The sequence below is a fragment of the Microlunatus kandeliicorticis genome (assembly GCF_014137855.1).
GTDB lineage: Bacteria > Actinomycetota > Actinomycetes > Propionibacteriales > Propionibacteriaceae > Microlunatus > Microlunatus kandeliicorticis.
The window spans coordinates 497,087-520,750 of sequence record NZ_JACGWT010000002.1 but is presented as its reverse complement, the minus strand read 5'-3'; the positions used below and the strand labels follow the sequence as shown (position 1 = coordinate 520,750).

The 23,664-nt window shown below is 73.7% G+C and carries 29 protein-coding genes; 15 read left to right on the top strand and 14 right to left on the bottom strand.

Features of this window, described 5'->3' with window-relative positions; translation table 11 throughout:
• Positions 1–70 precede the first annotated feature (70 nt).
• Entirely contained in the window at positions 71–874 is an 804-nt protein-coding gene (locus tag FHX74_RS07170; protein WP_182559392.1) for a L,D-transpeptidase family protein, read from the top strand.
• A gap of 125 nt (positions 875–999) precedes the next feature.
• Here FHX74_RS07170 and FHX74_RS07165 read toward each other — a convergent pair whose 3' ends face one another.
• On the bottom strand, positions 1,000–1,896 hold the full coding sequence (locus FHX74_RS07165) for a LysR family transcriptional regulator ArgP (protein WP_182559391.1): 897 nt from the start codon (positions 1,894–1,896) through the stop codon (positions 1,000–1,002).
• Positions 1,897–1,977: 81 nt separating this feature from the next.
• Here FHX74_RS07165 and FHX74_RS07160 point away from each other — a divergent pair, with 81 nt between their 5' ends.
• Complete coding sequence (locus FHX74_RS07160) at positions 1,978–2,592, top strand: LysE/ArgO family amino acid transporter (protein ID WP_328823686.1); 615 nt, start codon at positions 1,978–1,980, stop codon at positions 2,590–2,592.
• Between the two features lie 104 nt (positions 2,593–2,696).
• Complete coding sequence (locus FHX74_RS21055) at positions 2,697–3,239, top strand: DUF2087 domain-containing protein (RefSeq protein WP_182559390.1); 543 nt, start codon at positions 2,697–2,699, stop codon at positions 3,237–3,239.
• Positions 3,240–3,275: 36 nt separating this feature from the next.
• Here FHX74_RS21055 and FHX74_RS07150 read toward each other — a convergent pair whose 3' ends face one another.
• The 3 genes from FHX74_RS07150 to aat form a co-directional block, all read right to left on the bottom strand.
• A complete protein-coding gene (locus FHX74_RS07150; RefSeq protein ID WP_182559389.1) occupies positions 3,276–3,590 on the bottom strand; it encodes a rhodanese-like domain-containing protein in 315 nt (104 codons plus the stop codon).
• 37 nt (positions 3,591–3,627) lie between these two features.
• A complete protein-coding gene (locus FHX74_RS07145) occupies positions 3,628–4,491 on the bottom strand; it encodes an Fpg/Nei family DNA glycosylase (protein WP_182559388.1) in 864 nt (287 codons plus the stop codon).
• A gap of 78 nt (positions 4,492–4,569) precedes the next feature.
• Positions 4,570–5,247, bottom strand: a complete 678-nt coding sequence (aat, locus tag FHX74_RS07140; RefSeq protein WP_182559387.1) for a leucyl/phenylalanyl-tRNA--protein transferase — start codon at positions 5,245–5,247, stop codon at positions 4,570–4,572.
• 189 nt (positions 5,248–5,436) lie between these two features.
• On the opposite strand from aat, the gene FHX74_RS07135 reads away from it, so the two are divergent.
• Complete coding sequence (locus tag FHX74_RS07135; protein ID WP_182559386.1) at positions 5,437–6,084, top strand: EcsC family protein; 648 nt, start codon at positions 5,437–5,439, stop codon at positions 6,082–6,084.
• Between the two features lie 38 nt (positions 6,085–6,122).
• Here FHX74_RS07135 and FHX74_RS07130 read toward each other — a convergent pair whose 3' ends face one another.
• Together FHX74_RS07130 and FHX74_RS07125 are read right to left on the bottom strand one after the other, a co-directional pair.
• Complete coding sequence (locus FHX74_RS07130; RefSeq protein WP_182559385.1) at positions 6,123–6,614, bottom strand: GyrI-like domain-containing protein; 492 nt, start codon at positions 6,612–6,614, stop codon at positions 6,123–6,125.
• 131 nt (positions 6,615–6,745) lie between these two features.
• A complete protein-coding gene (locus FHX74_RS07125; protein WP_328823685.1) occupies positions 6,746–7,615 on the bottom strand; it encodes an SDR family oxidoreductase in 870 nt (289 codons plus the stop codon).
• A gap of 187 nt (positions 7,616–7,802) precedes the next feature.
• Between FHX74_RS07125 and efeU the strand changes: the two genes are divergently transcribed.
• Genes efeU through efeB form a run of 3 tightly spaced genes read left to right on the top strand, consistent with a single transcriptional unit; the run spans position 7,803 to position 11,358 of the window.
• Positions 7,803–8,756 (top strand): iron uptake transporter permease EfeU, encoded by a 954-nt coding sequence (gene efeU / locus FHX74_RS07120; RefSeq protein WP_182559384.1) that lies wholly within the window; start codon positions 7,803–7,805, stop codon positions 8,754–8,756.
• On the top strand, positions 8,753–9,940 hold the full coding sequence (gene efeO / locus FHX74_RS07115) for an iron uptake system protein EfeO (protein WP_182559383.1): 1,188 nt from the start codon (positions 8,753–8,755) through the stop codon (positions 9,938–9,940). The genes efeU and efeO overlap by 4 nt, the downstream gene beginning before the upstream one ends.
• Positions 9,937–11,358, top strand: coding sequence for an iron uptake transporter deferrochelatase/peroxidase subunit (efeB, locus tag FHX74_RS07110; protein WP_328823684.1), 1,422 nt, complete (start codon positions 9,937–9,939; stop codon positions 11,356–11,358). Before efeO ends, efeB begins: the two co-directional genes overlap by 4 nt.
• A gap of 7 nt (positions 11,359–11,365) precedes the next feature.
• On the opposite strand, the gene FHX74_RS07105 is transcribed toward efeB, so the two are convergent.
• The 3 genes from FHX74_RS07105 to FHX74_RS07095 form a co-directional block, all read right to left on the bottom strand.
• The gene (locus tag FHX74_RS07105; RefSeq protein ID WP_182559382.1) at positions 11,366–11,632 is read right to left on the bottom strand and encodes a hypothetical protein; all 267 of its coding nucleotides are present in this window, start codon (positions 11,630–11,632) and stop codon (positions 11,366–11,368) included.
• A gap of 93 nt (positions 11,633–11,725) precedes the next feature.
• Positions 11,726–12,757: a molybdopterin-dependent oxidoreductase gene (locus FHX74_RS07100; RefSeq protein WP_182559381.1), complete on the bottom strand. Its 1,032-nt coding sequence runs from the start codon at positions 12,755–12,757 to the stop codon at positions 11,726–11,728.
• 30 nt (positions 12,758–12,787) lie between these two features.
• On the bottom strand, positions 12,788–13,564 hold the full coding sequence (locus FHX74_RS07095) for an SGNH/GDSL hydrolase family protein (RefSeq protein WP_182559380.1): 777 nt from the start codon (positions 13,562–13,564) through the stop codon (positions 12,788–12,790).
• A 159-nt stretch (positions 13,565–13,723) separates the two neighbouring features.
• Between FHX74_RS07095 and FHX74_RS07090 the strand changes: the two genes are divergently transcribed.
• Positions 13,724–14,962: a hypothetical protein gene (locus FHX74_RS07090; RefSeq protein ID WP_182559379.1), complete on the top strand. Its 1,239-nt coding sequence runs from the start codon at positions 13,724–13,726 to the stop codon at positions 14,960–14,962.
• A 121-nt stretch (positions 14,963–15,083) separates the two neighbouring features.
• The gene (locus FHX74_RS07085; RefSeq protein WP_182559378.1) at positions 15,084–15,338 is read left to right on the top strand and encodes a hypothetical protein; all 255 of its coding nucleotides are present in this window, start codon (positions 15,084–15,086) and stop codon (positions 15,336–15,338) included.
• Between the two features lie 42 nt (positions 15,339–15,380).
• On the opposite strand, the gene FHX74_RS21050 is transcribed toward FHX74_RS07085, so the two are convergent.
• Positions 15,381–15,998 carry a TetR/AcrR family transcriptional regulator gene (locus FHX74_RS21050; protein WP_182559377.1) on the bottom strand — a complete coding sequence of 206 codons (618 nt, stop codon included), beginning with the start codon at positions 15,996–15,998 and terminating at the stop codon, positions 15,381–15,383.
• A gap of 83 nt (positions 15,999–16,081) precedes the next feature.
• On the opposite strand from FHX74_RS21050, the gene asnB reads away from it, so the two are divergent.
• Both asnB and FHX74_RS07070 read left to right on the top strand, forming a co-directional pair.
• Entirely contained in the window at positions 16,082–17,959 is a 1,878-nt protein-coding gene (gene asnB / locus FHX74_RS07075; protein WP_182559376.1) for an asparagine synthase (glutamine-hydrolyzing), read from the top strand.
• Positions 17,960–18,111: 152 nt separating this feature from the next.
• The gene (locus tag FHX74_RS07070; protein WP_182559375.1) at positions 18,112–18,408 is read left to right on the top strand and encodes an excalibur calcium-binding domain-containing protein; all 297 of its coding nucleotides are present in this window, start codon (positions 18,112–18,114) and stop codon (positions 18,406–18,408) included.
• Between the two features lie 95 nt (positions 18,409–18,503).
• Here the strand turns inward: FHX74_RS07070 and FHX74_RS07065 are convergent, their stop codons facing one another.
• From FHX74_RS07065 to FHX74_RS07055, 3 genes are read right to left on the bottom strand one after another with little or no spacing between them, the layout of a single operon-like run.
• Entirely contained in the window at positions 18,504–19,103 is a 600-nt protein-coding gene (locus FHX74_RS07065; protein WP_220483586.1) for a biotin transporter BioY, read from the bottom strand.
• Positions 19,104–19,156: 53 nt separating this feature from the next.
• A complete protein-coding gene (locus FHX74_RS07060; RefSeq protein WP_235970446.1) occupies positions 19,157–19,771 on the bottom strand; it encodes an energy-coupling factor transporter transmembrane component T in 615 nt (204 codons plus the stop codon).
• Complete coding sequence (locus tag FHX74_RS07055) at positions 19,768–20,472, bottom strand: energy-coupling factor ABC transporter ATP-binding protein (RefSeq protein WP_328823683.1); 705 nt, start codon at positions 20,470–20,472, stop codon at positions 19,768–19,770. Before FHX74_RS07055 ends, FHX74_RS07060 begins: the two co-directional genes overlap by 4 nt.
• 108 nt (positions 20,473–20,580) lie before the next feature.
• Between FHX74_RS07055 and FHX74_RS07050 the strand changes: the two genes are divergently transcribed.
• On the top strand, positions 20,581–21,087 hold the full coding sequence (locus FHX74_RS07050) for a VOC family protein (RefSeq protein ID WP_182559373.1): 507 nt from the start codon (positions 20,581–20,583) through the stop codon (positions 21,085–21,087).
• Positions 21,088–21,290: 203 nt separating this feature from the next.
• Here FHX74_RS07050 and FHX74_RS07045 read toward each other — a convergent pair whose 3' ends face one another.
• Positions 21,291–21,737 carry an Asp23/Gls24 family envelope stress response protein gene (locus FHX74_RS07045; protein ID WP_182559372.1) on the bottom strand — a complete coding sequence of 149 codons (447 nt, stop codon included), beginning with the start codon at positions 21,735–21,737 and terminating at the stop codon, positions 21,291–21,293.
• 259 nt (positions 21,738–21,996) lie between these two features.
• On the opposite strand from FHX74_RS07045, the gene FHX74_RS07040 reads away from it, so the two are divergent.
• The 3 genes from FHX74_RS07040 to FHX74_RS07030 are packed head-to-tail and all read left to right on the top strand — an operon-like array spanning position 21,997 to position 23,661.
• On the top strand, positions 21,997–22,632 hold the full coding sequence (locus tag FHX74_RS07040) for an RNA polymerase sigma factor (RefSeq protein ID WP_220483585.1): 636 nt from the start codon (positions 21,997–21,999) through the stop codon (positions 22,630–22,632).
• Positions 22,629–23,225 carry an Asp23/Gls24 family envelope stress response protein gene (locus FHX74_RS07035; RefSeq protein ID WP_182559371.1) on the top strand — a complete coding sequence of 199 codons (597 nt, stop codon included), beginning with the start codon at positions 22,629–22,631 and terminating at the stop codon, positions 23,223–23,225. Before FHX74_RS07040 ends, FHX74_RS07035 begins: the two co-directional genes overlap by 4 nt.
• Positions 23,218–23,661 (top strand): hypothetical protein, encoded by a 444-nt coding sequence (locus FHX74_RS07030; RefSeq protein ID WP_182559370.1) that lies wholly within the window; start codon positions 23,218–23,220, stop codon positions 23,659–23,661. The genes FHX74_RS07035 and FHX74_RS07030 overlap by 8 nt, the downstream gene beginning before the upstream one ends.
• The last annotated feature ends 3 nt before the right edge of the window (positions 23,662–23,664 follow it).

Sequence of the window (23,664 nt, the reverse complement as noted above, 5' to 3'; positions counted from 1 at the left end):
GCGCCGGGGCCTCCCCCACACCCGGCGCAGCGGGGACCATGATCACGGGGTCACGACCGCAGGAGCCTGGATGACCCGACCCGCCGCACCGTTGGCGATCCGCCGCGGTGCCTTTCGCCGCCTCGCGCTTCGCCGCCTCGCCGTCCCGCTCGCCGCCCTGCTCGCGGTCCCGACGCTCTGGGCGACGGCGCCCGCGGAGGTCGCGCAGGCGGCCGGCCACCCGCAGAGTTCCTCGGCCTGGCGGGCCTGCCGTCCCAAGCTCGACGGTCACCTCACCTCGGTCGGCGCCCGCCAGCGCACCGTCACCATGGTCAACCAGACCGGCCGCAGCTACGCCCGGGTGTCGTTCTGGGTGCGGACGAACAGCCGGTGCGGCTTCACCCGGATGTTCCTCACCACCACCGGTCGGATCGGCTACAACGGCACCACCGACGGCCGGACGCGCACACAGGGCACCGGGACCACACCCCGCGGCACCTACACCATGACCGAGGCCTTCGGCATCGCGCCGGAGCCCGGCATGTGGCTGCCCTATCACCGGGTGAAGAAGGGCGACTACTGGGTCGAGGACAACAACAGCCGCTACTACAACTCGTTGCGGAACCGCTCGCAGGGCGGGTTCGGCTGGAAGCTCCCGTCCTCGGACCGGAACAGCTCGGAGTACCTGCCCTCCTACACCACCCAGTACCGCTACGCCGTGGTGATCAACTTCAACCGGGCGCCGGACTTCCGCAAGCGCTACCGCGGGGCCGGGATCTTCCTGCACGTCAAGGGTGCCGGGGCGACCGCCGGTTGCGTCGCGATCAGTCAGAGCCAGCTGCTCACCGTGATGGCCTACCTGCACTCCGGCGACAAGATCACCATCACCTCGTGATCAACGGCCCCGCGCGCTGAGCTTGTCAAAGCGCCGCACCCGGGCCGTGAGCCCGTCGAAGCGCTGCACCCGCGCGCAGAGCCCGTCAAAGCGCCGCACCCGTGCGCTGAGCCTGTCGAAGCGCGTCAGCGCAGCGCCACCGCGGCCGCCCGCACCACCGCGTCGGCGACCGCGTCGAGCGCCGGCGTGTGCAGCTTCCACTGCTGCCAGTAGAGCGCATCGTCGAGCCGGACGTCGGGGTCGAAGACCACCAGCCGACCGGCGGCCTCGTACGGGCCGCTCTGCTGGTGCGGCAGCATCCCCCAACCGAGCCCGAGCGCGACGGCCTCGGCGAAGTCCGCCGAGGTCGGGATGTGGTGCCGCGGCGGGTCGATCCGTCGGCGGGTCCGACGGGCCAGATAGCGGTCCTGCAGCCGGTCGACCCGGTCGAAGGCCACGAGCGGTGCCACCGCGAGGGCGTCGACCGTCCGCCCGTCGGCGAACCACCGGTCACGGAAGGCCGGGCTGCACATCGGCCGGTAGCGCATCCGGCCCAGCCGCCGGACGCTGCAGCCCTGCACCGGCTCGGCCACCGAGGTGATCGCGGCCATCACGGTGCCCGAGCGGAGCAACCGGGTCGAGGTGGCCTCGTCCTCGCGGTGCACGTCGAAGCAGATCCCCAGCTCGACCGGCACCGCGGCCAGTGCGGCCAACGCCCAGGTGTGGAGCGAGTCCCCGTTGATCACCACCGGGATGCTGACCCGCTCGGTGCCCGGCCCGTCCCGGTCGGCGAGCCAGCGCCCGCTCTCGTCGGCCAGCAGGATCATCTGCCGGGCCAGCCGGAGCAGCCGCTCGCCGGACTCGGTGGGGCGGACCGGACGGGTCCGTTGCACCAGCACCCGTCCGGCGGCGCCCTCGAGGGCCTTGAGGCGCTGGCTGACCGCGGACGGCGTGATCATCAGCTCGCGGGCGGCGGCGTCGAGCGTGCCGGTGTCGACGACGGCCAGCAACGTCCGCAGCTGGTCGAGCGGGAGGTCGGCCATGGCCGTCAACGTAAGCGCTGCTAACGGATCTGCACAATCCTTAGCTGGCCTGAAGCAGCTCGAGCCCCTAGCGTCGACGTCGTGGACCTCACCCCGGCGCTGGTCGCCTCCCTGACCGGACTGCTGACCGGTCTGTCGCTGATCGTGGCGATCGGGGCGCAGAACACCTACCTGCTCCAGCAGGGTCTGCTGCGTCAGCACGTGCTCGCGGTGGTCGCGGTGTGCACGGTCTCGGACCTGGTGCTGATCAGCGCGGGCGTGCTCGGCGCCGGGGCGCTGCTCGACCGCGCGCCGCTGGTGGTCACGGTCGCCCGGTGGGCCGGAGCCGCGCTGCTGGTCGGCTACGCGGTGCTCGCGCTCCGGCGCGCCGTGCGGGGACAGCGGCTGGACGTCCACGGCGGGCCGGCCCGCCCGCTCGGCACCGTGCTGGTCACCGCGCTCGGGCTGACCTGGCTCAACCCGCACGTCTACCTCGACACCGTCGTGCTGATGGGGACGGTGGCGGCCCGCGAGGGCGAGCTGCGCTGGTGGTTCGCGGCGGGCGCGATGGTGGCCAGCGCGATCTGGTTCACCGCCCTGGGTCTGGGGTCGCGCGCGCTGTCCCGGCTGCTCCGGAGCCGTCGCGCCTGGCGGGTGCTCGACCTGGCCATCGCCGCGGTCATGCTGGTCACCGCCGTCCGGCTCGTCCTCGCCTGACGCGCGAGTCCGCCGCCCGCGCCCTCTCGCCGACCGCCCGCGGGCCGGCCGGGCGGACGAAAAGGCGGTGCGGCCCCCGGCGGGTCTGGTTAGCGTCGGCGGTCGTGACGATCTCCGCGTACGACCGCTACCGCGCCGCCCGGTTGGTCCAGGCCTGGTCGCAGGGTCCGCTCCGCCGGCTGCTCGCCGCGCTGCCGGACGGGCCCGGGACGTCGATCGGTTGGTCGGAGCTGGTCGCCGCTTCAGGGCTGACCCCGCGCGAGGCCGCCCCGGCCGCCGCCCGCGCGCACGAACTCGGGCTCGTCCACCGGGACGGGGACCGCTGGTCCGTGGCCACCGACCGGCTCGCCGCGCTCGCCGAGGCCCTGGTCGCCGACAGCCCGGCGGTCGCGATGGTCGCCGCGCACCCGGCGCTCGCTGCGTTCGTCACCGCCGGTCGCCTGACCGGCTGGCCGACCCGGCCCGGCCTCGAGGACGAGTGCTGGACGGCGATCGCCGAACAACTACCGCGGAGCGACTGGACCGAGTCCGAGCTCAACTCCTGGCTAGCCACCTTCGCCGACGACCCGGCCGCGCTCCGTCGCGGTCTGGTCGAGCGGGGCCACCTGCACCGCTCCCCCGGCTCCGACCGCTACACGAGGTGCTGAACGCTTCGACAGGCTCCGCGCACGGTCGGGGGAAGATCAGCCAGTGACCAGCGGGCGGCCCTCGGCCGCCCACGCGTGGATGCCGCCGTCGAGGTTGACCGCCTCGCGGCCGTTGGCGAGCAGGTACTGGGTGACCCGGGCCGAACGGCCGCCGGCGGCGCACATGCAGACCACCCGGTCGCCGACCTCGTCGAGCCGGGCGACGACCTGGTCCATCGGGATGTGGGTGGCGCCCTCGACGCGGGCCTCGGCCCACTCGGCGTCGGTGCGGACGTCGAGCAGCTGCCAACCGTCGGCCAACCGGCCCTCGACGTCGGCCGGGTCCACCTGGGGCAACGGATCGGTGCTCACCCGGCCAACCTACGCGAGCGTCCGGACCCGGGCGGGGTCACTTCAGCAGCTTGGACAGCCGCCGGTCGGCCAACTTCTTGCCACCCGTCTGGCACGTCGGGCAGTACTGCAGCGAGGAGTCGGCGAACGACACCTCGGCCACCGTGTCCCCGCACACCGGGCACGGCTGCCCGGTTCGGCCGTGCACCCGCATCCCGAGCTTCTTCTCGCTCTTGAGGTCCTTGGCGGCGAGCCCCTCGGACCGGCGGATCGCGTCGGCCAGCTCGTCCTTGATCGCGTGGAACAGCACTCCGCGCTCGTCCGGGGTCAGCGAGTTCGACGCCTTGAACGGGCTCAGCTTCGCGACGTGCAGGATCTCGTCGGAATAGGCGTTGCCGATCCCGGCGAGGGTCCGCTGGTCCTTGAGGACGCCCTTGAGCTGGGCGCGTCCGGCCCCGTCGAGCACCGCGTCCAACGCCGCCTGGTCGAAGTCGTCGGCCATCGGATCGGGCCCGAGCCCGGCGATGTGCGGCACCTCGGCCGGGTCGCTCACCACGTAGACCGCGAGCTTGCGCTGGGTGCCGGCCTCGGTCAGGTCGAAGCCGGAGTCGTCGTCGAGCCGCAGCCGGAGTGCGAGCGGGCCCTTGCCGGGCCGGGCCGGCGCCGCCGGCAGCTCGTCCTTCCACCGCAGCCAGCCGGCCCGGGCCAGGTGGAAGATCAGGTGCAGGCCGGACGCGTCCAGGTCGAGGAACTTGCCGTGCCGGCTGACGCTCTCGATCTCCAGCCCGTGCAGCGCGGAGAGCGGCGGCGCGTACGTCTTGAGCGCGCTGAACGCGGTCAGCTCGACCCGCGCGATCGTCTTCCCGACGCAGTGGGCCGTGAGGAACCGCGCCAGCGACTCGACCTCCGGCATCTCGGGCACACGGTGATTATGGCGCGCCCCTCGGACAGCCGCGACGGCTCTGCTCCCACCTGCGGCGAGGACGAAGGAGCGCAGAGGTCAGGGGGTCCAGTCGGGCTCGGGCAGCGCGAGCGCGGCGGCCAGCCGCCGCAGGTACTCCTCGCGGCCGATCTCCACCGCGCCGAGGCTGCGCAGGTGCCCGGTCTGCCACTGGACGTCGAGCAGCCGCGGCAAGCCGTCCGCCGAGAGCCGCCGCACCAGCTCGACCAGCGCCACCTTGGACGCATCGCGGCCGATGTCGGGCCGGTGGAACATCGACTCGCCGGCGAACAACCCACCGATCCCGACCCCGTAGAGACCGCCGGCCAGCTCGCCGGCGGCGGTCCAGCACTCCACCGAGTGGGCGATCCCGCGATCGAACAGGTCGAGGTAGGTCCGCCGGATCCGCCGGTCGATCCAGCCGCCCGGGCGCCGGGGATCGGCGCACCGGTCCAGCACCTCGCCGAACGCCCGGTCGACGCTCAGCGTGTAGTGCTTGGCCGACTGACGGAGCGACCGGGTGACCCGCAGCCCGTCGAGCGGGAGCACCGCACGGTCGACCGGGGCGAACCAGCCCATCAGCCAGCGTCCGCGGAAGCTGCCCTGCGGCATCGGGAAGACGCCCCGGCGGTAGCCGGCCAGCACCAGCTCGGCGTCGAAGTGCTCGGAGACGGCGATCAGGTCGCTCTCGGGCCACCGGTTCGTCGGCGGGAACGGCGATCCTCCGCGTCCGGCCACCTCCGCAGTCTGGCACCCCGACCGCCCCGCACGGACCAGGGTCGGCTCGGGGTCGCCTCCCCTTAGCCGCTCCCGCTGCCGCCCCTACGCTGGACGGGTCGGTCCACAGCCCGGGAGGTTTCGCCATGCGAGGTTTCGTTGCCCACGCCGCGTGAGGTCGGTCAGGCGGTCGCGCGGAGCCTCGGCCCGATGGCCACCCAGGTCGCCCCGCAGGCCGCCGGCGGGATGCTCCGCCGGGTGCTCGAGGTGGCGATCGACGGGTACGGCCGGGTGCCCAGCGCCCGGGCGGTCGCGGCCCGCCAGCTCGGTCGGCACGACGGGTTGGTCGATGACGCCATCGAGGGTGTGATCGACAACCACGTCCGGCTCGCGGGCGCGCAGGGCTTCGTCACCAACCTCGGCGGCGTCGCCACCCTGCCGGTGTCGATCCCGGCCAACCTCACCGGCACCGCCATCGTCCAGGTGCGGATGATCGCCGCCATCGCCCACCTCCGCGGGTACGACGTCAACGACAACCGGGTACGGACCGCGATCGTGATGTGCCTGCTCGGCGGCGAGCAGGTGGCCAAGCGGATCACCCAGGGCAGGCTGCCGACCTCGCCGATGGCCATCGCCACCGCACCGATGTTCGACGCCGGTCTGGACGCCCGGGTCGCGCAGGAGGTGGTCGCCGACCTGCTCGCGCGGGTCGGCGGCAAGAAGGCCGGCCTGGTGGTCACCAAGCGGATCCCGCTGCTCGGCGGCGGGGTCGGCGCGGTGATCGACGGGCTGACCACTTACCAGCTCGGCCGCTACGCCAAGAGCGAGCTGCTCACCCGCCGGTCGCTCCAGCGCTGACCAGCACGCGGGCCTCCCGGCCCGACGAACGGGGCCGGTCAGGCCAGCTTGAAGGCCAGCTCGGTGTCCCAGGCGCCGAGGTCGGGTTCGTCGTCGGGGTCGGTCAGGTAGAACTCCAGCCGGCTCTCCCAGACGTCCCCGTCGGGCCCGTCGTGCCGGTCGAAGACCAGCCCCTGCGCCTCGGCCCAGGCCAGCAGGTCGGCGGTCGCACCCACCAGCGTGTCCGGGTGGCCGTGGTGCACCACGTCGACGTAGCGCCCGGCCGGCAGCTCACCGGTGCTCACCTCGTCGTCACCGTCGAGCACCGTCTCGGTCGGGAACCCGACGTCGACGCGGAGCTCGCGCTCCATGTCGATCACCCGGTAGCGCCAGAACGGCGGTCCGCTGATCCGCCCGCCGTGCTCGTCCAGCCAGTCCGCCACCCGCGCGTTGAGCGGCGGCAGCACCTCGCCCAGCTGCGCCATCGTGACGCTCCGGCCGATCGCCGCGTACGGCTGCGCCGCCCGCTCGACCACCTGTGGCTCACCCATCGCCCACTCCTCCGCTCCGGACCGTCCAGTCGGTCCCCTTGCCGGACTGACCCGGTGGCGGCCCGCAACTCATCGGGCGGCACCCAGCGGGCGGCACCCAGCGGACGGCACCCACCGGGACTGGCCGGGGATCAGTCGAGGATCCGGCGGAACAGGTCGAGCGGGACGACCCGCAGCGGCGCGGCCAGCAGCTCCCAGGGCAGCGGCGGCACCCAGCTCACCGGGCGCTCGCCGTCGATCGCCGCGGCCACCATCCGGCCGCCCCGGTCCAGCGGCAGCGACCACTTCTTCTTGGCGTCGCGGGCGTTGATCGCGGTGTCGATGTAGCCGGGGTGGACCACCGAGACGGTGATCGGCGTGCCGCGCAGCTCGCTCCGCAGCCCCTCCCCGAGCGCGCTGACCGCCGCCTTGCTGGCCGCGTACCCGGTCCGGGCACCGCCCATCCCGCGGAGTGCGGCGATCGAGGACACCAGCACCAGGTGGCCGCCCGCCGGTCCGGCCGCCCGGAACAGCTGAACCGCCTTCTCGGCGGTGTTGAGCGCCCCGACCGCGTTGGTCTGCAGCGTCGCGCGGTTGGCCCAGTCGTAGCCGGTGCCGACCGGCGCGCCCTTCCCGATGCCCGCGTTGGCCACCACCCGGTCCAGACCGCCGAGCTGGTCGGCCGCGGCGGAGAGCACGAAGTCGACCGCCCCCGGATCGGTGACGTCGAGCTGGTAGGTCTCGACCCGGACGTCCGGGTGGGCGGTGCGGAGCTCGTCGGCGAGGGCCTCGAGCCGGTCGACCCGTCGCGCGCAGAGCGCCAGCGTCCGGCCGTCGGCCGCCCAGACCCGGGCCAGCTCGGAGCCGATGCCCGACGAGGCACCGGTGATGAGGATCCGCTGCCGCCGCGGTGGCCCGGCCACCGGGTCGGGGCGGGCGGTCTCGATCCGTTCCGCCAGCGCACGCGCGGCCGCGGTCAGCCGGCGGAGGTCGATCGGACGCGGACCGACGGGAGAGGGCACCCCACCACGGTAGCCAGCGTGAGCACGAGGGTGACGTTGCTCACGTCCTGCTGCGGACGAGCGGCATCCGTCTTGACCGGCCCGGCCGCCCGGTACTTAGGTTAGGTTCGCCTCAGTACGGCAAGCCTCACCTCATCGGTGGGGCACCGACCCGCCGGGTCACGTCAGCACAGGAATCGAGAACCGGATGCTTGCCAACTTCCTGATCGGTCTGCGCGAGGGACTGGAAGCCTCGCTGATCGTCAGCATCCTCATCGCCTACCTCGTCAAGAGCAGCCGCCGGCACCTGCTGCCGCGGATCTGGACCGGAGTGGCCGTCGCCGTCGTCATCTCGCTGGCCTTCGGTGCCGCCCTGACCTTCGGCCCCAAGGGGCTGACCTTCGAGGCCCAGGAGGCGATCGGCGGCACGCTGTCGATCGTCGCCGTCGGCTTCGTCACCTGGATGATCTTCTGGATGGCCCGGGCCGCCCGCTCGATCTCCGGCGAGCTCCGCGGAGCCATCGACCGGGCCGCCGAGGGCGCCCGCTGGTCGCTCGCCGTGGTGGCGATGCTGGCCGTCGGCCGCGAGGGTCTGGAGACCGCGCTCTTCCTCTGGGCGGCCACCCAGGCCAGCGCGGGTGCGGGCAACGGCTCGACCACGCCGCTGCTGGGCGCCGCCCTCGGGCTGCTGGTCGCGGTGGTGCTCGGCTACCTGATGTACCGCGGGGCGCTCAAGATCAACCTCAGCAGGTTCTTCACCTGGACCGGCTACTTCCTGATCGTGGTCGCGGCCGGCGTGCTGGCCTACGGCGTGCACGACCTGCAGGAGGCCGGGATCCTGCCCGGGCTCAACACCCTCGCCTTCGACGTCTCCGCCGCGGTGCCCCCGGACTCCTGGTACGGGACGCTGCTCAAGGGCGTCTTCAACTTCAGCCCGAACACCACCGTGCTCCAGCTGGTCGCCTGGCTGGCCTACGTGATCCCGGTGCTGACGGTCTTCATCCGTCGTGCGCACCGCAAGCCCGCCCCGCCGGCTGCCAAGGCCACCCCGGCCACCCCGGCCACCCCGGCCACCCCGGCCACCCCGGCCACCCCGGCCACCCCGGCCACCCCGGCCGACTCCACCACCTCGACGCCCGTCAGCACCGGAGGACAGCTGTGACCCGAACCGCCACCACGGTCCGGACCCGTTCCGCCCTCGCCCTCGGGCTGGCTGCGCTCGCGCTGCCGGCGCTCGCCGGGTGCACCGACAACGCCCCGGCCGCCGGTGCCGACGACGGCGACCCGCGCGCGATCGCCGTCGACGCCTCCGACAGCAGCTGCACGCTGTCCAGCACGCAGGCCCCGTCGGGCACGCTGCACTTCACCGTCAAGAACACCGGGACCAAGGTCACCGAGTTCTACCTGCTGGCCTCGGACGGGCTGCGGATCATCGCGGAGGTCGAGAACATCGGCCCCGGGCTGGCCCGCGACCTGGTGCTCTCGGCGCAGCCCGGCCGCTACATCACCGCCTGCAAGCCGGGCATGGTCGGCAACGGCATCCGGGCCGACTTCGCGGTCGCCGACTCCGGCGAGCCGGCCGTCTCGGCCGACGACCAGCAGCTGGTCGACCAGGCCACCCAGGGCTACGCCGCCTACGTCAAGGACCAGACCGAGCAGCTGCTGTCGGCGACCGAGGACTTCGTCACCGCCTACGAGAAGGGGGACGACGCCCGCGCCCGCGGGCTCTACCCGACCGCGCGGACCCACTACGAGCGGATCGAGCCGGTGGCCGAGTCGTTCGGCGACCTCGACCCGAAGCTCGACCTGCGCCAGGCCGACCTCGAGTCGGGCCAGAAGTGGACCGGCTGGCACCGGATCGAGAAGGACCTGTGGCCGCAGCGGGCCACCGGCTACCGCGCGCTGAGCACCAGCGAGCGGAAGACCTACGGCGACGACCTGCTGGCCAACACCAAGCTGCTCTACCAGCGCACCCGCACGATGACCTTCACCGTCGACCAGATCGCCAACGGCGCGACCGGGCTGCTCGACGAGGTGGCGAAGTCGAAGGTGACCGGCGAGGAGGAGTACTGGTCGCACACCGACCTCTACGACTTCCAGGCCAACATCGACGGTGCCCGGGTCGCCTGGCAGGACCTCCAGCCGGTGCTCCGGAAGAAGGACCCGACGCTGGACCAGCAGATCGCCGCCCGCTTCAGCGCGCTCCAGAAGCTGCTCGACGCGCAGCGCGACGGCAAGGGCTTCAAGCTGTACACGCAGCTCGGCCAGGACGACGTCAAGCAGTTGAGCAACGCGGTCAACGCCCTCGCCGAGCCGCTGTCGAAGATGGCCGCCGCCGTCCTGTGAGCACCGAGCAGAACGGCCAGACCGGTCAGTACGGCCAGACCGGTCAGCACGGCCCGACCGGTCAGGAAGGGCCGACCGCTCGGACCGGCCCCGAGCAGCTGCCGCCCGACCCGGTGACCACGGCCGGCGAGCCGGCGGCCGAGCCGCGCCGCGGGGTCAGCCGCCGCGGGCTGCTCGGTGCCGCCGGGGTCGGTGTCGCCGGGGTCGGTGCGGGGATCGCGGGGACGCTGGCCGTCGAGCACCGCGCGGACGCGGGCGCGGCGGCAGCGACCGGCACCGCCGTGTCGAGCTACCCGTTCTGGGGCAGCCACCAGGCCGGGATCGTCACTCCGGCCCAGGACTGGCTGCACTTCGCCGCCTTCGACCTGACCAGCAGCCGGCGCGAGGACCTGGTCGCGCTGCTGACCGCCTGGACCGCGGCCGCGGCCCGGATGACCCAGGGGCACGGCGCGGGGCCGGTCGGCCCCACCTCGGGCGACTACGCCGCCCCGCCGGACGACACCGGCGAGGCCATCGGCCTGCCGCCCTCGGGGTTGACGCTGACCTTCGGCTTCGGCCCGACGCTCTTCCGCGACGCCCGCGGGCGGGACCGGTTCGGGCTGGCCGACCGGCAGCCGGACGCGCTCCGGGAGCTGCCGCAGTTCCCCGGGGACAACCTCGACCCCGCGCGCAGCGGCGGTGACCTGTGCATCCAGGCCTGCGCCGACGACCCGCAGGTGGCGGTGCACGCGATCCGCAACCTGGCCCGGATCGGCTTCGGGACGGTCGCGGTCCGCTGGTCCCAGCTCGGCTTCGGCCGCACCTCGGCGACCACCACCGGCCAGGCCACCCCGCGGAACCTCTTCGGGTTCAAAGACGGCACGGCCAACGTCAAGGCCGAGGAGACCCTCGACGTCGACCGGCACGTCTGGGTGCCGCATGGCGCCGACGCCCGCGCCGGCTGGCTCGAGGGCGGCTCCTACCTGGTCGCGCGGCGGATCAGCATGGACATCGAGATCTGGGACCGACAGGCGCTGAGCGAACAGGAGCGGGTGATCGGCCGGACCAAGGCCGAGGGCGCCCCGCTGTCCGGCGGCACCGAGTTCAGCGCCCCGAACTTCAGTGCCCAGGGCGCCGCGGGACCCCTGATCGACACCACCTCGCACGTCCACCAGGCGCACCCCGACGTCAACCGGGGCGTCCGGATGCTCCGCCGCGGCTACAACTTCGTCGACGGCAGCACCGGGCTCGGTCGGCTCGACGCCGGCCTCTTCTTCCTGGCCTACGTGACCGACCCGCGCACGCACTACATCCCGGTGCAGAACAAGGTGTCGCGCGACGCGATGGCCGAGTACGTCCAGCACACCGGCTCGGGGTTGTTCGCGATCCCGCCTGGTGTGCAGCAGGGGCAGTTCGTCGGTCAGGCGCTGTTCGCCTGACGCCCCCTCAGCGGCCCAGCGGGTCCGCGGTCGGGGCGATCAGGATCCGGGCGACCACGGTGCCGCCGACGAGCGCGTCGGACCGGGTCGGGAACGACCAGCGGACGTGCTCGACCCGGTAGAGCCGGCCGGGCGCGAACTCGACGGTCTCGCCGACCCGTGGCACCGAGTTGAGCCCGATCACCGACAGGTCGACCGAGCCGTCGGCGGTGAACAGCCGGATCTGGTCGCCGCGCTCGGTGACCGGGATCTCGCCGCGGATGGGCAGCGTCATGGGTCCTCCTGGGACGTCGGGGGCCGTCGGGGCGACGGCGGTCAACCTAGCCGTTCCGGAGGTCGGCGCTGCCGGGCTGACGGGGGGTTCCCGTCACTGCAGGGGGAAGGGTGGCTGCCGCCAGGACGGCCGGGTCTCCCAGCGGACCTCGTCGACCCACTTCACCCACCAGAAGCCGCGCCGTCCCGGGGCCAGCAGCCGGACCGGCCCGCCGTGCGCCGCGTCGAGCGGTGCGTCGTCGACCGCGACGGCCAGCCAGAGCCTCCCGAGGTCGGTGGCCGGGAAGGTGCGGGTGTAACCGGTGACGCTGCGCACCACCACCGAGCGCGCGTCGGTGGGCCTCTCCGTCCCGAGCAGCCGCTCGAGCGGGACCGCCGACCAGACCTGGTCGGCGTACCAGCCGCTGGTGCAGTCGAGCCGGGCCGTCACCGGGGTGGCCCGGGCGGCGAGCTCGGCGGACGTGAGCCGGCCGGTGGGCAGCCGGACCGGGTGGTCGTCGGCGAGCGCGGGGACGGGGTCGAACAGCCAGATCGTCGCCGGGGCCGTGTGCACCGGTCGCGACCCGGTGGCCGCCGGCCGTCGGGCCGGACCGCGGCTGACCTGGGCGGCGCCGGTCAGCGCCACCACACCGACGGCCGAGCCGGCCAGCCCGGCGACGGTGACCAGGGCCCGACGCCGGGTCAGGTCGGTCCGGCGGAGCCGCTGCCGGCGGTGGCTGACCACGTGCCACACCAGCACGGGCGCGAGCAGCGCGGCCGAGCCCACGTGCACCTGGATCGGGCTCAGCCCGCCGACCACGACGTAGCCGACCAGCAGCTGGACGAAGCCCGCACCGAGGCAGATCACCACCAGCAGGACCAGCAGCCAGCCGGTCGGCCGGATCCGCCGCAGCCGCGCCCCCTCGCGCGAGCGCCAGACCCGACCGACGATCGCGCTCTTCCACGGCGCCAGCACGAGCAGGGCCACCGCGAGCGTCCCGTGCAGCCCGGCGGCCAGCACCGCCCCGGCCCCGCGGGCGGTGGCGAAGGCCAGCCCACCGCTGAGCGCGCACCCGACCAGCAAGACGAGGATCGCCAGGTTGGTGCGCCTACCGGCCCGCGCGAACCGGCCGGTCCGCGGCACCACGCGCGTCGGGGTCCCGCCCACCGCGTCGGCTCAGACCTCGACGACGCGGGGCACCGGTCGCTTCGGGGAGATGCCCAGCCCGTGCGGCACCCGCCGGATGCCCTTGCCCAGCCACGGCGCCAGGTAGTGCACGGCCCAGTCGACGTCCCCGGCCAGCCGGTGCCGCAGCGGCTCGCTCGGCAGCTGCTCGGGCAGCGGGGCGGCCCAGCTCTCGTCGCAGCCCTCGATCCCGAGCCGCCAGCCGAGCGCGGCGGCGATCCGCTGGTGGCCGAGCGTGTTGCCGTGCAGCCGGTCCGGCGCCCAGAGCCTCGGGTCGACCGCGATCGGGTAGGGCGCGAAGTCCATCAGCAGCGCCCCGGTCGCCTGGGCGGCGGCCCGGATGAGGTCGTTGAGGACGGCCATCCGCTCGGCGAACAGGGCGCCGATCGGGCTGATGGTGCTCGGGTCCGGCATGGTGAAGGTGACCACGGTGGCGCCCGAGTCGACCGCGGCGCCGAACATCGCCTCGAAGTCGGCGGCCAGCTCACCGAACCGCGGCCGAGGGCTGATCACGTCGTTGACGCCGCCGGCGATGCTGATCAGGTCCGGACGCAGCGCCAGAGCCGGCGCCAGCTGGGACTCGCGGATCTCGTGCAGCCGGAGGCCGCGGATGGCCAGGTTGGCGTACTCGAGCGGCTCGTCCTGGCGGCTGGCGATCAACAGCGCCAGCCGGTCGGCCCAGCCGCGGTAGCCGCCGTGACCGTCGGCGTCCTCGAGCCCCTCGGTCGCCGAGTCACCGATGGCGACGAAGCGCCGGAAGCGTCCCACGGGTCTCATTCTGCTCCCGCGCCACCGCCGTGGCGGTCGTGGCCGGGCGATCGCATCGGCGCGGCGCCCGGTTCCGAATAGCGGTTCGGGCGATGGACCGGACGGGCTGGGCAGCCGACCGGTCCGGTGCGACGATGACGTCAGGCAGGAGGTGGGTCCGTGGTCACGCGCAACGCCGGTGACGCCGCGTTCGCGGCCTTCGCCCGCCGGCACCGGCCGGGTCTCGCGGGGGCCGCGCTGCTCCTGCACGGCGACCCGGTGCAGGCCGAGCGGCTGGTCGACTGGGTACTGGCCCGCGTGCACGCCCACGACGGCCAGTACTTCGCGCAGGCCACCGACCTGCTCGTCCACACCGACCCGCGGTCGCTGGTGCTGCCGTGGGACCGCCGCGGACGGGTGGAGCTGGTCGACCGGACCACGGACCCGGAGCCCGCCCGCTCGGCGCGGAGCACCTCCGCGCCGGTGGTGGACCGGCTCGCCGAGCTGCCCGAGGTCACCCGTCGGGTGCTGGTGCTGCGACACCGGCTGGGACTGTCCACGGTGGGCACCGCCGAGCTGCTCGGCCTGGGCACCGACGAGGTCGAGGCGGTCGCGGCCCGTGGGCTGCTGCAGCTCAGCGACGTCGGCACCCCGGCCGGCGGGGGCGCCGTCGGCGCGATCGCACGGCTGCAGGTCGGGCCCGCCGACGGCCCGGACCTGGACGCGCTGGTCCACGACGACGTCCGGCACGGCCGGCAGCTGGTCCGGCGCCGCCGGGTGCGCACGTCCGCAGTGGCGGCGGTGGCCGCCGCGGTGTTGCTGGTCATCGGGATCGCGGTCTGGCCCGACCGGGTCACCCAGGACGTCGTCGGCCCCGCGCCGGTGCCGACCCCGACGGCGACCGCGAGCGCCGACGAGGTCACCTGCATGGACCCGCAGGACACCACCTGCCGGGTGCAGATCACCCGGGTCTGGCGCTACCGGATGTTCGCCATCGTCGCCGCCGAGGTCGATCCGAAGGCCCGCTACTTCAACGGCTACTCCTACCGCTACGACACCCGCTACGACAGCGACGCGCTCTGGAACGGGCAGGGCGGCGCACTCGGCCTCGACATCTTCAACGACAAGGGCGGCACCCAGGTCTTCGTCCAGGTGGCCAGCTCGCGGAAGACCGCCGTCCGGTGCGGCGAGATCACCCACCAGCGCTGCGTCCGGCAGCAGATGATGGACTTCAACTTCTTCACCATGACCGACACCAACGACGCCCGTCAGGGGGTCGAGGTGCAGTACTGCCCCGCCGGTCGCGAGGTGATCACCCTGGTCGCCCGCAACGTCGACAAGCGCAAGACCTGGCCGGTCACCCGGGCCCAGCTGCTCGCGGTGATCCAGGACCCCGGGCTGCACCTGCCGCCGGTCTGAGCGCCGCTGCGACTGCGGACCGAGACCGGACCGCGGCCCCGGTCCGCGGACCGAGCCCGCTCACAGCGAACGCTGACCGGAGGGCGATGTGGTCCACGGCGAACCCGCGCACAGTGGATCCATGGACATCACCCAGCTGTTGATCACCGCCGGCGCGGTCGTCGGCATCGTCGTGGTGGCGCTGCTCGCCATCGTCCCCACCGTGATGGAGATCCCCGCCCCCGCCTCGCCCACCGGCACCCGACCGGGCAGCACCGGCCCGAACCCGGGTCCGCTCCCCTCTCGGACCGCCGGGACGACCCGCGCCTCGCGCAGGCACCGGTCCGCACCCGACGCCGGCGCGAGCCAGGACGACGACTTCCACCTGGCCGCCTGAGGGACCGCCCGGCCCCACCGGCCCGACCGGTTCCGGCCCGGTCTAGCAGCCCCCGAGCACGGCCCCGAGCTCGCGCCGCAACAACCGGCGCACCAGCTCGGGGTCGTGGCGTCCGGGCACCTGGACGACCTCGAGCGCGAGCCCGTTGAGCAGCGCGGCCAGCCGGAGCGCGTCGAGCCGGTTGGCCGTCCCGATCCCGGCCGGCCGGACCCGGTTGAGCACCCGCCGGAGCAGCGCCCGGAGCCGGTCGTCGAGGTCCTGCAGGTCGGGCCGGAGCTCCGGGTCGATCCGGGCCGCCTCGCCGAAGGCGATCCAGACCACCGCCTCGGTCTGCCGACGCGGGTCGAGCGGCAGCAGCTCGCCGAGGAACTCGACCAGCGCCTCCAGCCGCTCGGCACCCTCGGGCACCTCGGCACCCCCCAGCAGCCGACGGCCGCGCTCGGCCAGCCGGGCCCGGACGTCGTCGGCCAGGGTGGCCAGGGTCAGCCGGAGCAGGTCGCGGTGGCTGCCGACGTAGTGCCGCACCGAACCGATGGCCAGCCCGGCCTCGGCCGCCACCGTGCCCAGGGTCGCCTCGCCCAGACCGTCCCGCTCGATGACCCGGTAGACCGCCTCGGCGATGTCGCGACGCCGGACCGCGGCGTCGACCACCCTGGGCACGAGTTCTTTATAGCAGGGCCGTGCTACGTTGATGGATAGCCAACCAATGGATCTGGACGACACTTCGACGGAGGGAGAACCCCGTGTGCGGCGTGGCCGGGTGGGTGAGCTTCGAGGCTGACCTGCGGAACCAGCAGCAGACGATCGACGCGATGACCGAGACGATGGCCTGCCGCGGCCCCGACGACCGCGGCACCTGGGTGCAGCCGCACGTCGCGCTCGGGCACCGTCGGCTGGCGATCATCGACCTGCCCGGCGGGCGGCAGCCGATGACCATGACCCTCGAGAGCGCCGGGCCGGACGGCCGCGACGCCGAGCTGGGGATCGTCTACTCGGGTGAGGCGTACAACTTCGTCGAGCTGCGGGCGGAACTGGCCGAGAGCGGCCACCGGTTCCTCACCGACTCCGACACCGAGGTGGTGCTGCACGGCTACGCCGAGTGGGGCCCGGCGGTGGTCGACCGGCTCAACGGGATGTACGCGTTCGCGGTCTGGGACACCCGGACCGAGCAGCTGACCCTGGTCCGCGACCGGATGGGTATCAAGCCGCTCTACTACTACCCGACCGCCGACGGGGTGCTGTTCGGCTCGGAGCCGAAGGCGATCCTGGCCAACCCGGCGGCCGAGCGGAAGGTCACCCTCGACGGCTTCCGCGAGCTCTGGGCCTTCGTCAAGACGCCGGGCCACGCCTTCTGGGAGGGCATGCACGAGGTCGTCCCCGGGACGATGGTCACCGTCGACCGGAACGGGCTGCGTACGCACACCTACTGGCAGCTCGAGACCCGCGAGCACACCGACGACCGCGAGACGACGGTCGCCCACGTCCGCGAGCTGCTCGACGACATCATCGCCCGGCAGCTGGTCGCCGACGTCCCGCGCTGCATGCTGCTCTCCGGCGGGCTGGACAGCTCCGCGCTGACCGCGATCGCCGCCCGTCAGCTCGGCGAGCAGGGCGAGAAGGTGCGCAGCTTCGCGGTCGACTTCGTTGGCCAGACCGAGAACTTCCGGCCCGACGAGCTCCGCGGCACCCCCGACGCGCCGTACGTCCGCGACGTCGCCGAGCGGTCCGGCACCGAGCACCGCGACATCGTGCTCGACTCGGACACCCTGGCCGACCCGGAGGTGCGCAGCAAGGTCATCCGGGCCCGCGACATCCCGGCCGGGCTGGGCGACATGGACGCCTCGCTCTACCTGCTGTTCAAGGCGATCCGCGGCGAGTCCACGGTGGCGCTGTCCGGCGAGTCCGCCGACGAGGTGTTCGGCGGCTACAAGCAGTTCTTCTCCCCGGTCGCCCAGCAGGCCGACACCTTCCCCTGGATCGCCGAGCGGATGGGCGCCGGCCGACAGTCCGACGAGGCGCTCGGGTCGATGTTCGCGTCCGCGGTCCGCGGTCAGCTCGACCTCGGCCGCTACGTCAAGGAGGCCTACCACGCGGCCATCGCACCGATCGAGCGGCTCGACGGCGAGAGCGACTTCGAGTGGCGGATGCGCAAGATCTGCTATCTCCACCTGACCCACTTCGTCCGGATCCTGCTCGACCGCAAGGACCGGGCCAGCATGGCCGTCGGGCTCGAGGTGCGGGTGCCGTTCTGCGACCACCGGTTGGTCAGCTACGTCTACAACACCCCGTGGGCGCTCAAGACCTACGACGGGCGCGAGAAGTCGCTGCTCCGCGGCGCCACCGCCGACGTGCTGCCGCAGTCCGTGGTCGAGCGGGTCAAGTCGCCCTACCCGTCCACCCAGGACCCGGCCTACGTGCAGAAGCTCCGTGGCCACGTCCGCGACCTGCTAGCCCGGCCGAGCCACCCGGTGTTCGACCTGATCAGCCGGGACTGGTTGCAGCACGCCGCGGCCCGGACCGACAACCCGTCGATGTTCGGCCGGATGGGGCTGGAGCGGGCGCTCGACCTGTCGCTGTGGATCGACCTCTACCGGCCGACCCTCGAGCTCGACGAGGCCTGAGCCGGTGCGGCGTCCCCGTCCGCGGCAGCGGACGGGGACCGCGACCCCCCGGCTGGCCCAGAGCATACAGCGCTGGAAAGCACAGGAACTTCTCAGTCCGGAACGGGCCCTGCGCGCTCGGCAACGGCTTACCCGGGTCCTACGGTTCGGGCATGCCCTCCCGCCTGCGGACGTCCGTCCTCACCCTGACCGCCCTCGCGGTCGCCACCGTTCCCGTCGCCGTCGCCCCCAGCCAGGCCGACGCGGCCGGCTACCGCTACAAGAACTGCACCGCGCTGCACAAGAAGTACCCGCACGGCGTCGGCAAGTCCGGCGCAAAGGACCGGGTGCGGGGGAAGACCAAGCCGGTCACCACCTTCAAGCGGAGCACCAAGATCTACAAGGCGGTGGTCAAGGCCAACAAGCGGCTCGACGCCGACAAGGACGGCGTGGCCTGCGAGAAGCGCTGACCGAACCGCTCCCGCCGACCACCGGCCCACCGACCGACCGGTCCGTCAGCTCGCCGCGGTGACCCGGCGGGGCGCCACCCGGAGCCGGAGCCTCCTCAGAGGAGTTTCCGGTAGCCGCGGTGCACCCCGACCGCGATCACCGCGGCGAGCACCGCCTTGACCAGGTCGCCCGGGACGAAAGCCAGCGCCCCGACCGCCGACACGCCGAGCCTCACCCCGGCGACCACCGCGGTCCACGGGATGCCGACCGCGTAGATCACCAGGACGCCGCCGACCACCGCGCTCACCGCGAACGCCACCGTCCGCGCCGCGGTCGACCGGACCCGGGCCGCCCAGTACCTGGCCAGCAGCCCGACCACCAGCGCCCCCGGAACCCAGCCGAGCAGGTAGCCGCCGGTCGGACCGAACAGCACCCCCAGACCGCCGCGGCCACCGGAGAGGATCGGCAGTCCGACCAGGGCCAGCACCACCACCAACGCCGCGGCGAGCATCCCGCGTACCGGTCCGAGCAGTGCCCCCGCCAGCATCACGCCGAGGGTCTGCAGGGTGATCGGCACCCCGAGCACGCCGACGGTGATCGGCGGCACCACGCCGAGGGCGGCGATCACCGCCGCCATCACCGCGGTGAGCACGACGTCGAGCGTCGTCGTGGTGCTGCGGACGCCGCGCCCGGCGGCCGGATCGATCGGCGACACCGTCGCTCCCTCCTCGACCGCGGCGGGCGGTCTCGCCCGGCGGCCGAACCTGGTCAGCGGGAGGCCTGGTCGGCGTCCCAGCACCGCGCGTCCAGGGCGGCGGCGATGTCCTCGGCATCGGTGAACGTACGCACCAGCAACGGGATGAGGACGGCAACCGGACGGTTGTGCAGCCCCCGAGCGTATTGGGCCTCGCGGACCTCGAGATAGCGCGCCCGGATCTCGGGCACGAACCGGACGGTGAGGGTGACGGCCAGCCCGATCCGGCGGACCGGCAGCCCGAACCGGGCGAATGGGGCCAGCCCGCGGTCGATCAGGTCGAGCAGCGCGGTGCTCGTCGTGCTCGAGGTGACGGCCAGGGCGAACGCCAGCACTGCGACCAGTCGGAGCCCGTGGGCGAGGGCGTGGGCGGCCGTGTCGGTCAGCGCGGTCACCAGCACCACGACCCCGACGAAGATGATCAGCCCGACCACCGCCCGCACCGCCGCCCGGCCGCGGAGCCCGGAGAGCCCGAGCGCCAGCAGCCCGGCGAGGGCCGACCCGGCGAGCACGCCGACGTCGTCGACCAGGTAGGTCGTCAGCCCGAGCACCGCGAGCGCGACGACGAGGACCGCCGCGGGCACCCGGGCCAGCGGCCCGGCCGGACGTCCGGTGCCGAGCAGGCTCATCCCCACCGCCGCCGGTAGCCGGTGATCACCGCGTCGGCAGGGCCGTCGTCGACCACCCGGCCGTCCTCGACCCGGAGCACGCGGTCGAAGCCGGCCAGCGCGTCGAGATCGTGGCTGACCATGATCACCTGCTGGTCGAGCGCGGCGATCTCGGCCCCGAGTCGCCGGACGTTGCGGAGGTCGAGCAGGGTGGTCGGCTCGTCGAAGACCACGACCTCGGGTTCCATGATCAACACGCCGGCCAGGGCCAGCAGCTGTTTCTCCCCGCCGCTGAGGGTGTGGGCCTCGCGGTCGTGCAGGTCACCCAGCCCGAAGCGGTCGAGCGCGGCGCGGACCCGGACCGGGACCTCGGCCCGCGGCAGCCCGAGGTTGCGGACCCCGAACGCGACGTCCTCGCCGACCAGGGGCATCACGATCTGGTTGTCGGGATTCTGGAACACGAACCCGACGGCACGGCGCACCCGCTTCGCCTCGCGCCGGGTGTCCAGGCCGTTCCAGGTGACCGTCCCGGTGGTGGGCAGCAGCAACCCGTTGAGCAAGCGGACCAGCGTCGACTTGCCCGAGCCGTTGAGGCCGATCACGCCGATCCGGTGCTCGGTCAGCTCGACGTCGATCCCGGTCAGGACCGTCCGCTGCTCACGCCGCACCGAGACCGCGCGGAGCCCGAAGCCCGGGTGCGCACGCGGGGCCGGGTCCGACACGGCCCCGACTCTAGACGCCGGAGGCGGTCCCCCGATGAGTCCGCGTCCCCGGCGGGGTCTCCCCTGCACACCGCCGGAGCGGCCGGCGCGGGTGGACGGAGGAAGATCATGAACGAGCTGACCAGCACGATCGCACCGTGCCTGTGGTTCGACGGGCGCGCCGAGGAGGCGGCCGACTTCTACGTCGGGGTGTTCGCCGACGCGCCGGGCGGCTCGAAGCTGCTGACCCGCACCTACTACCCCGACGACGAGCACGGGCAGCGCGGCCAGGTGATGACCGCGGAGATCGTGATCCAGGGTCTGCACGTCACCCTGCTGAACGGTGGGCCGCAGTTCACCTTCAGCGAGGCCATCTCGTTCCAGGTCCCGTGCCGCGACCAGGCCGAGGTGGACCGCTACTGGGCCGCCCTGACCGACGGCGGCGAGGAGGGACCGTGCGGCTGGTGCAAGGACCGCTTCGGGCTGTCCTGGCAGGTCGTCCCGACCGCCTTCTACGCCATGATGTCCGGCGAGGCGGACCCGGCCGGGGTGGAGGCGGCGATGCAGGCGATGTACGGGATGAAGAAGCTGGTGCTGGCCGACCTGCAGCGCGCCTACGACGAGGCCGCGCGCTGATCACGATCCGCGGTCGGGGGGGGGGATGGCAGGTCGTCCCCGGCCCGCCGGCCGTTCGTGGCGGCCGGCGGGGCCCGGGGGACGACCCGTACCGCAACCGAGTCGTCGGGGGCGCAACCCGATCGCGGGTGCCGCCGACCGGCCCGCACCGGTCGGCGTCCGAACCGCCGGTGGCGCCTCCACACGCCACCGGCGGAGTCCGGTCAGTTCCTCGGTGGTTCCTCGGGGAGGTGCAGGTCGCTGACGGCGACGTCGACCCCGGCCACCTCGAGACCGGTGCCGTAGCTGATCGCCTCGGCGACCGACGTCCGCAGCGTCTCGGCCACCTGCGGGATCGGCACCCCAGCCTCGACCACCACGTCGAGGGCGATACTCACCTCGTGGTCGCTGCGGCGCAGGCTCACCCCGTTCCCGACCGGCGGCTGCGCGCCGACCCGGTCGGTGATCTGGTGGAGGGCACGACCGGCCGCGGAGCCCAGCGCGTGCACCCCGGGCACCGCCTCGGCCGCCAGGACGGCGAGCTTCCGCACGACGGTGTCGGCGATCACGGTGTCGCCGTACTCGGTGTGCAGCTCGTCGTACTCCGGTTGCTCGTACTCCGGCTGCGCGGACCCGTCCCAGGCTGTGTCTACGCTGTTGGCGTCGGTCATGGTGCCGGGTGCCTCCGTCGTGGTCGGAGCGACGTGATCGTCGCTCTCACCAGGGAAGACGCACCCGCCGTGGGATCGTCACGGGTCTTCCTCAGATTTCCTGGGATTTCATCGGAAGGAACTCTTACTCCGCTCTTACCTCGATCGCCGCATCGGGGCGGACGCTGGCTCCGAAAGCCGGATCGACAACCGTCGAGTGCCGCCCTCATCCGAGACGCGGGGATCCAGGGGAGGGTCGACGTTGAACGGAGGAGTCGTCGTGGACGAGCGCGAGGTGAGCACGCCCGAGGCGGACCGCGGCCGGGACGCCGGGCCACCGGGGCCCGGGTCGCCGAGCTCCCCGGCCGACCCGGTCCTCGACGAGGTAACCGCCGTCGCCCGCGCCCAGGACGGCGACCTGGCCGCCTTCGAGGCGCTGGTCGACCGCTACCAGGCCCCGATCTTCCGGCTGGCCTTCCGGGTCCTGCACGACCGCCCGGCCGCCGAGGACGTCGTCCAGGAGACCTTCGTGGCGGCCTGGCGCAAGCTGCCGACCCTGATCGAGCCGGCGGCCTTCCGCGGCTGGCTCTACCAGGTCGCCACCCGACGCAGCCTCGACCTGCTCCGGCGCCGGCGGCCGCAGGTCTCGCTAGACACCGACAGCGCCCCAGAGCTGCCCGGCCCGGCCTGGGAGGACCCGGCCTCGAGCGCCGAGCGTCGGGCCCAGCTCGACGAGCTCCGCCGGGTGCTCGACGCCCTGCCCGAGGACCTGGCGGTCTGCTGGCGGCTGAAGGAGCTCGACGGCTTGGCCTACGCCGAGATCGCCGCGGCGCTCGGCATCCCGGAGAGCACGGTCCGCGGCCGGATCGCCCGCGCCCGCCGGACGCTGGTGGAGAGAATGGAGGCGTGGCGGTGACCAGCACGAACGAGACGGGGCACGACGAGGCCCGACTCGGCTGCGGCCGCCCGATCGACGACCTCTGGGCCCGGATCGAGGAACCTCCCGACGAGCACGAGCGGAGCTGCCCCGACTGCCAGGCGGCCCGGGCCAGCCTCGGCCGGCTCGAGGAGGCGGCCCGCGACCTGCGGACGTCCGACGAGCGCGACCCGGGAATGCAGCCCAGCGACCGGGCGAAGGCGTCGATCATGGAGCTGGCCCGCGCCGAGGTGCGCCGGGGGCAGATGCTCCCGCTGCGGCAGACCACGCCACCGGAGGCGCCGGACCTGGCCATCAGCGAGCAGTCGGTGGCCACCCTGGTCCGGCGGACCGCCGACGGCATCCCCGGCGTGATGGCCCGGCGCTGCCGGGTCCGCACCGTGGAGCCCGCGCACCACGCCGACGGCCGGTCGCGGGTGCGGGTCGAGCTGTCCACCGCGCTGAGCGCCCGGACCCGGATGGCCAGCCTGGCCGCCGACCTGCGGCAGCGGGTCCGGACCTCGGTCCGCGAGCAGACCGGGCTCGACGTGGTCGCGGTCGACATCACGGTCGAGGACGTGTTCGATGCCTGACCTGTCCGACCAGCCGGGTTCGCCCGGCCCGGCGACGGCCGACCCGGGTGTGGCGGTGGCCGCCGACGCGGCCACCGGCACGCCGGGCTCCACCCCGACGGGCGCGACCGCGGAGCTCGTCGTCCTGGCCCAGGCCGTCGCGGAGGCGACCCTCGCGGTCCCCGGAGTGGCGCGGCTCGAGCCGACGCTGCGCGGCCACCTGCGGGCGCTCTCGACCGGCCCGATGAACGTGATCGGCGTCGGCGGGCTCCCCGACGGCGTGGTGCTGTCGCGGCGGTCGGGGGTGGTGGAGGCCCGGATCGACGTGGCCGTCCACCCGGTCCGGCCGGCCGACGAGATCGCCGAGGACGTCCGGACCCGTGCCACCGCGCTGATCACCGGGGCCGGTCACCAGGTCGGTCGGGTCGCGGTGGCCGTGCTCTCGGTCGAGGTCTGAGCC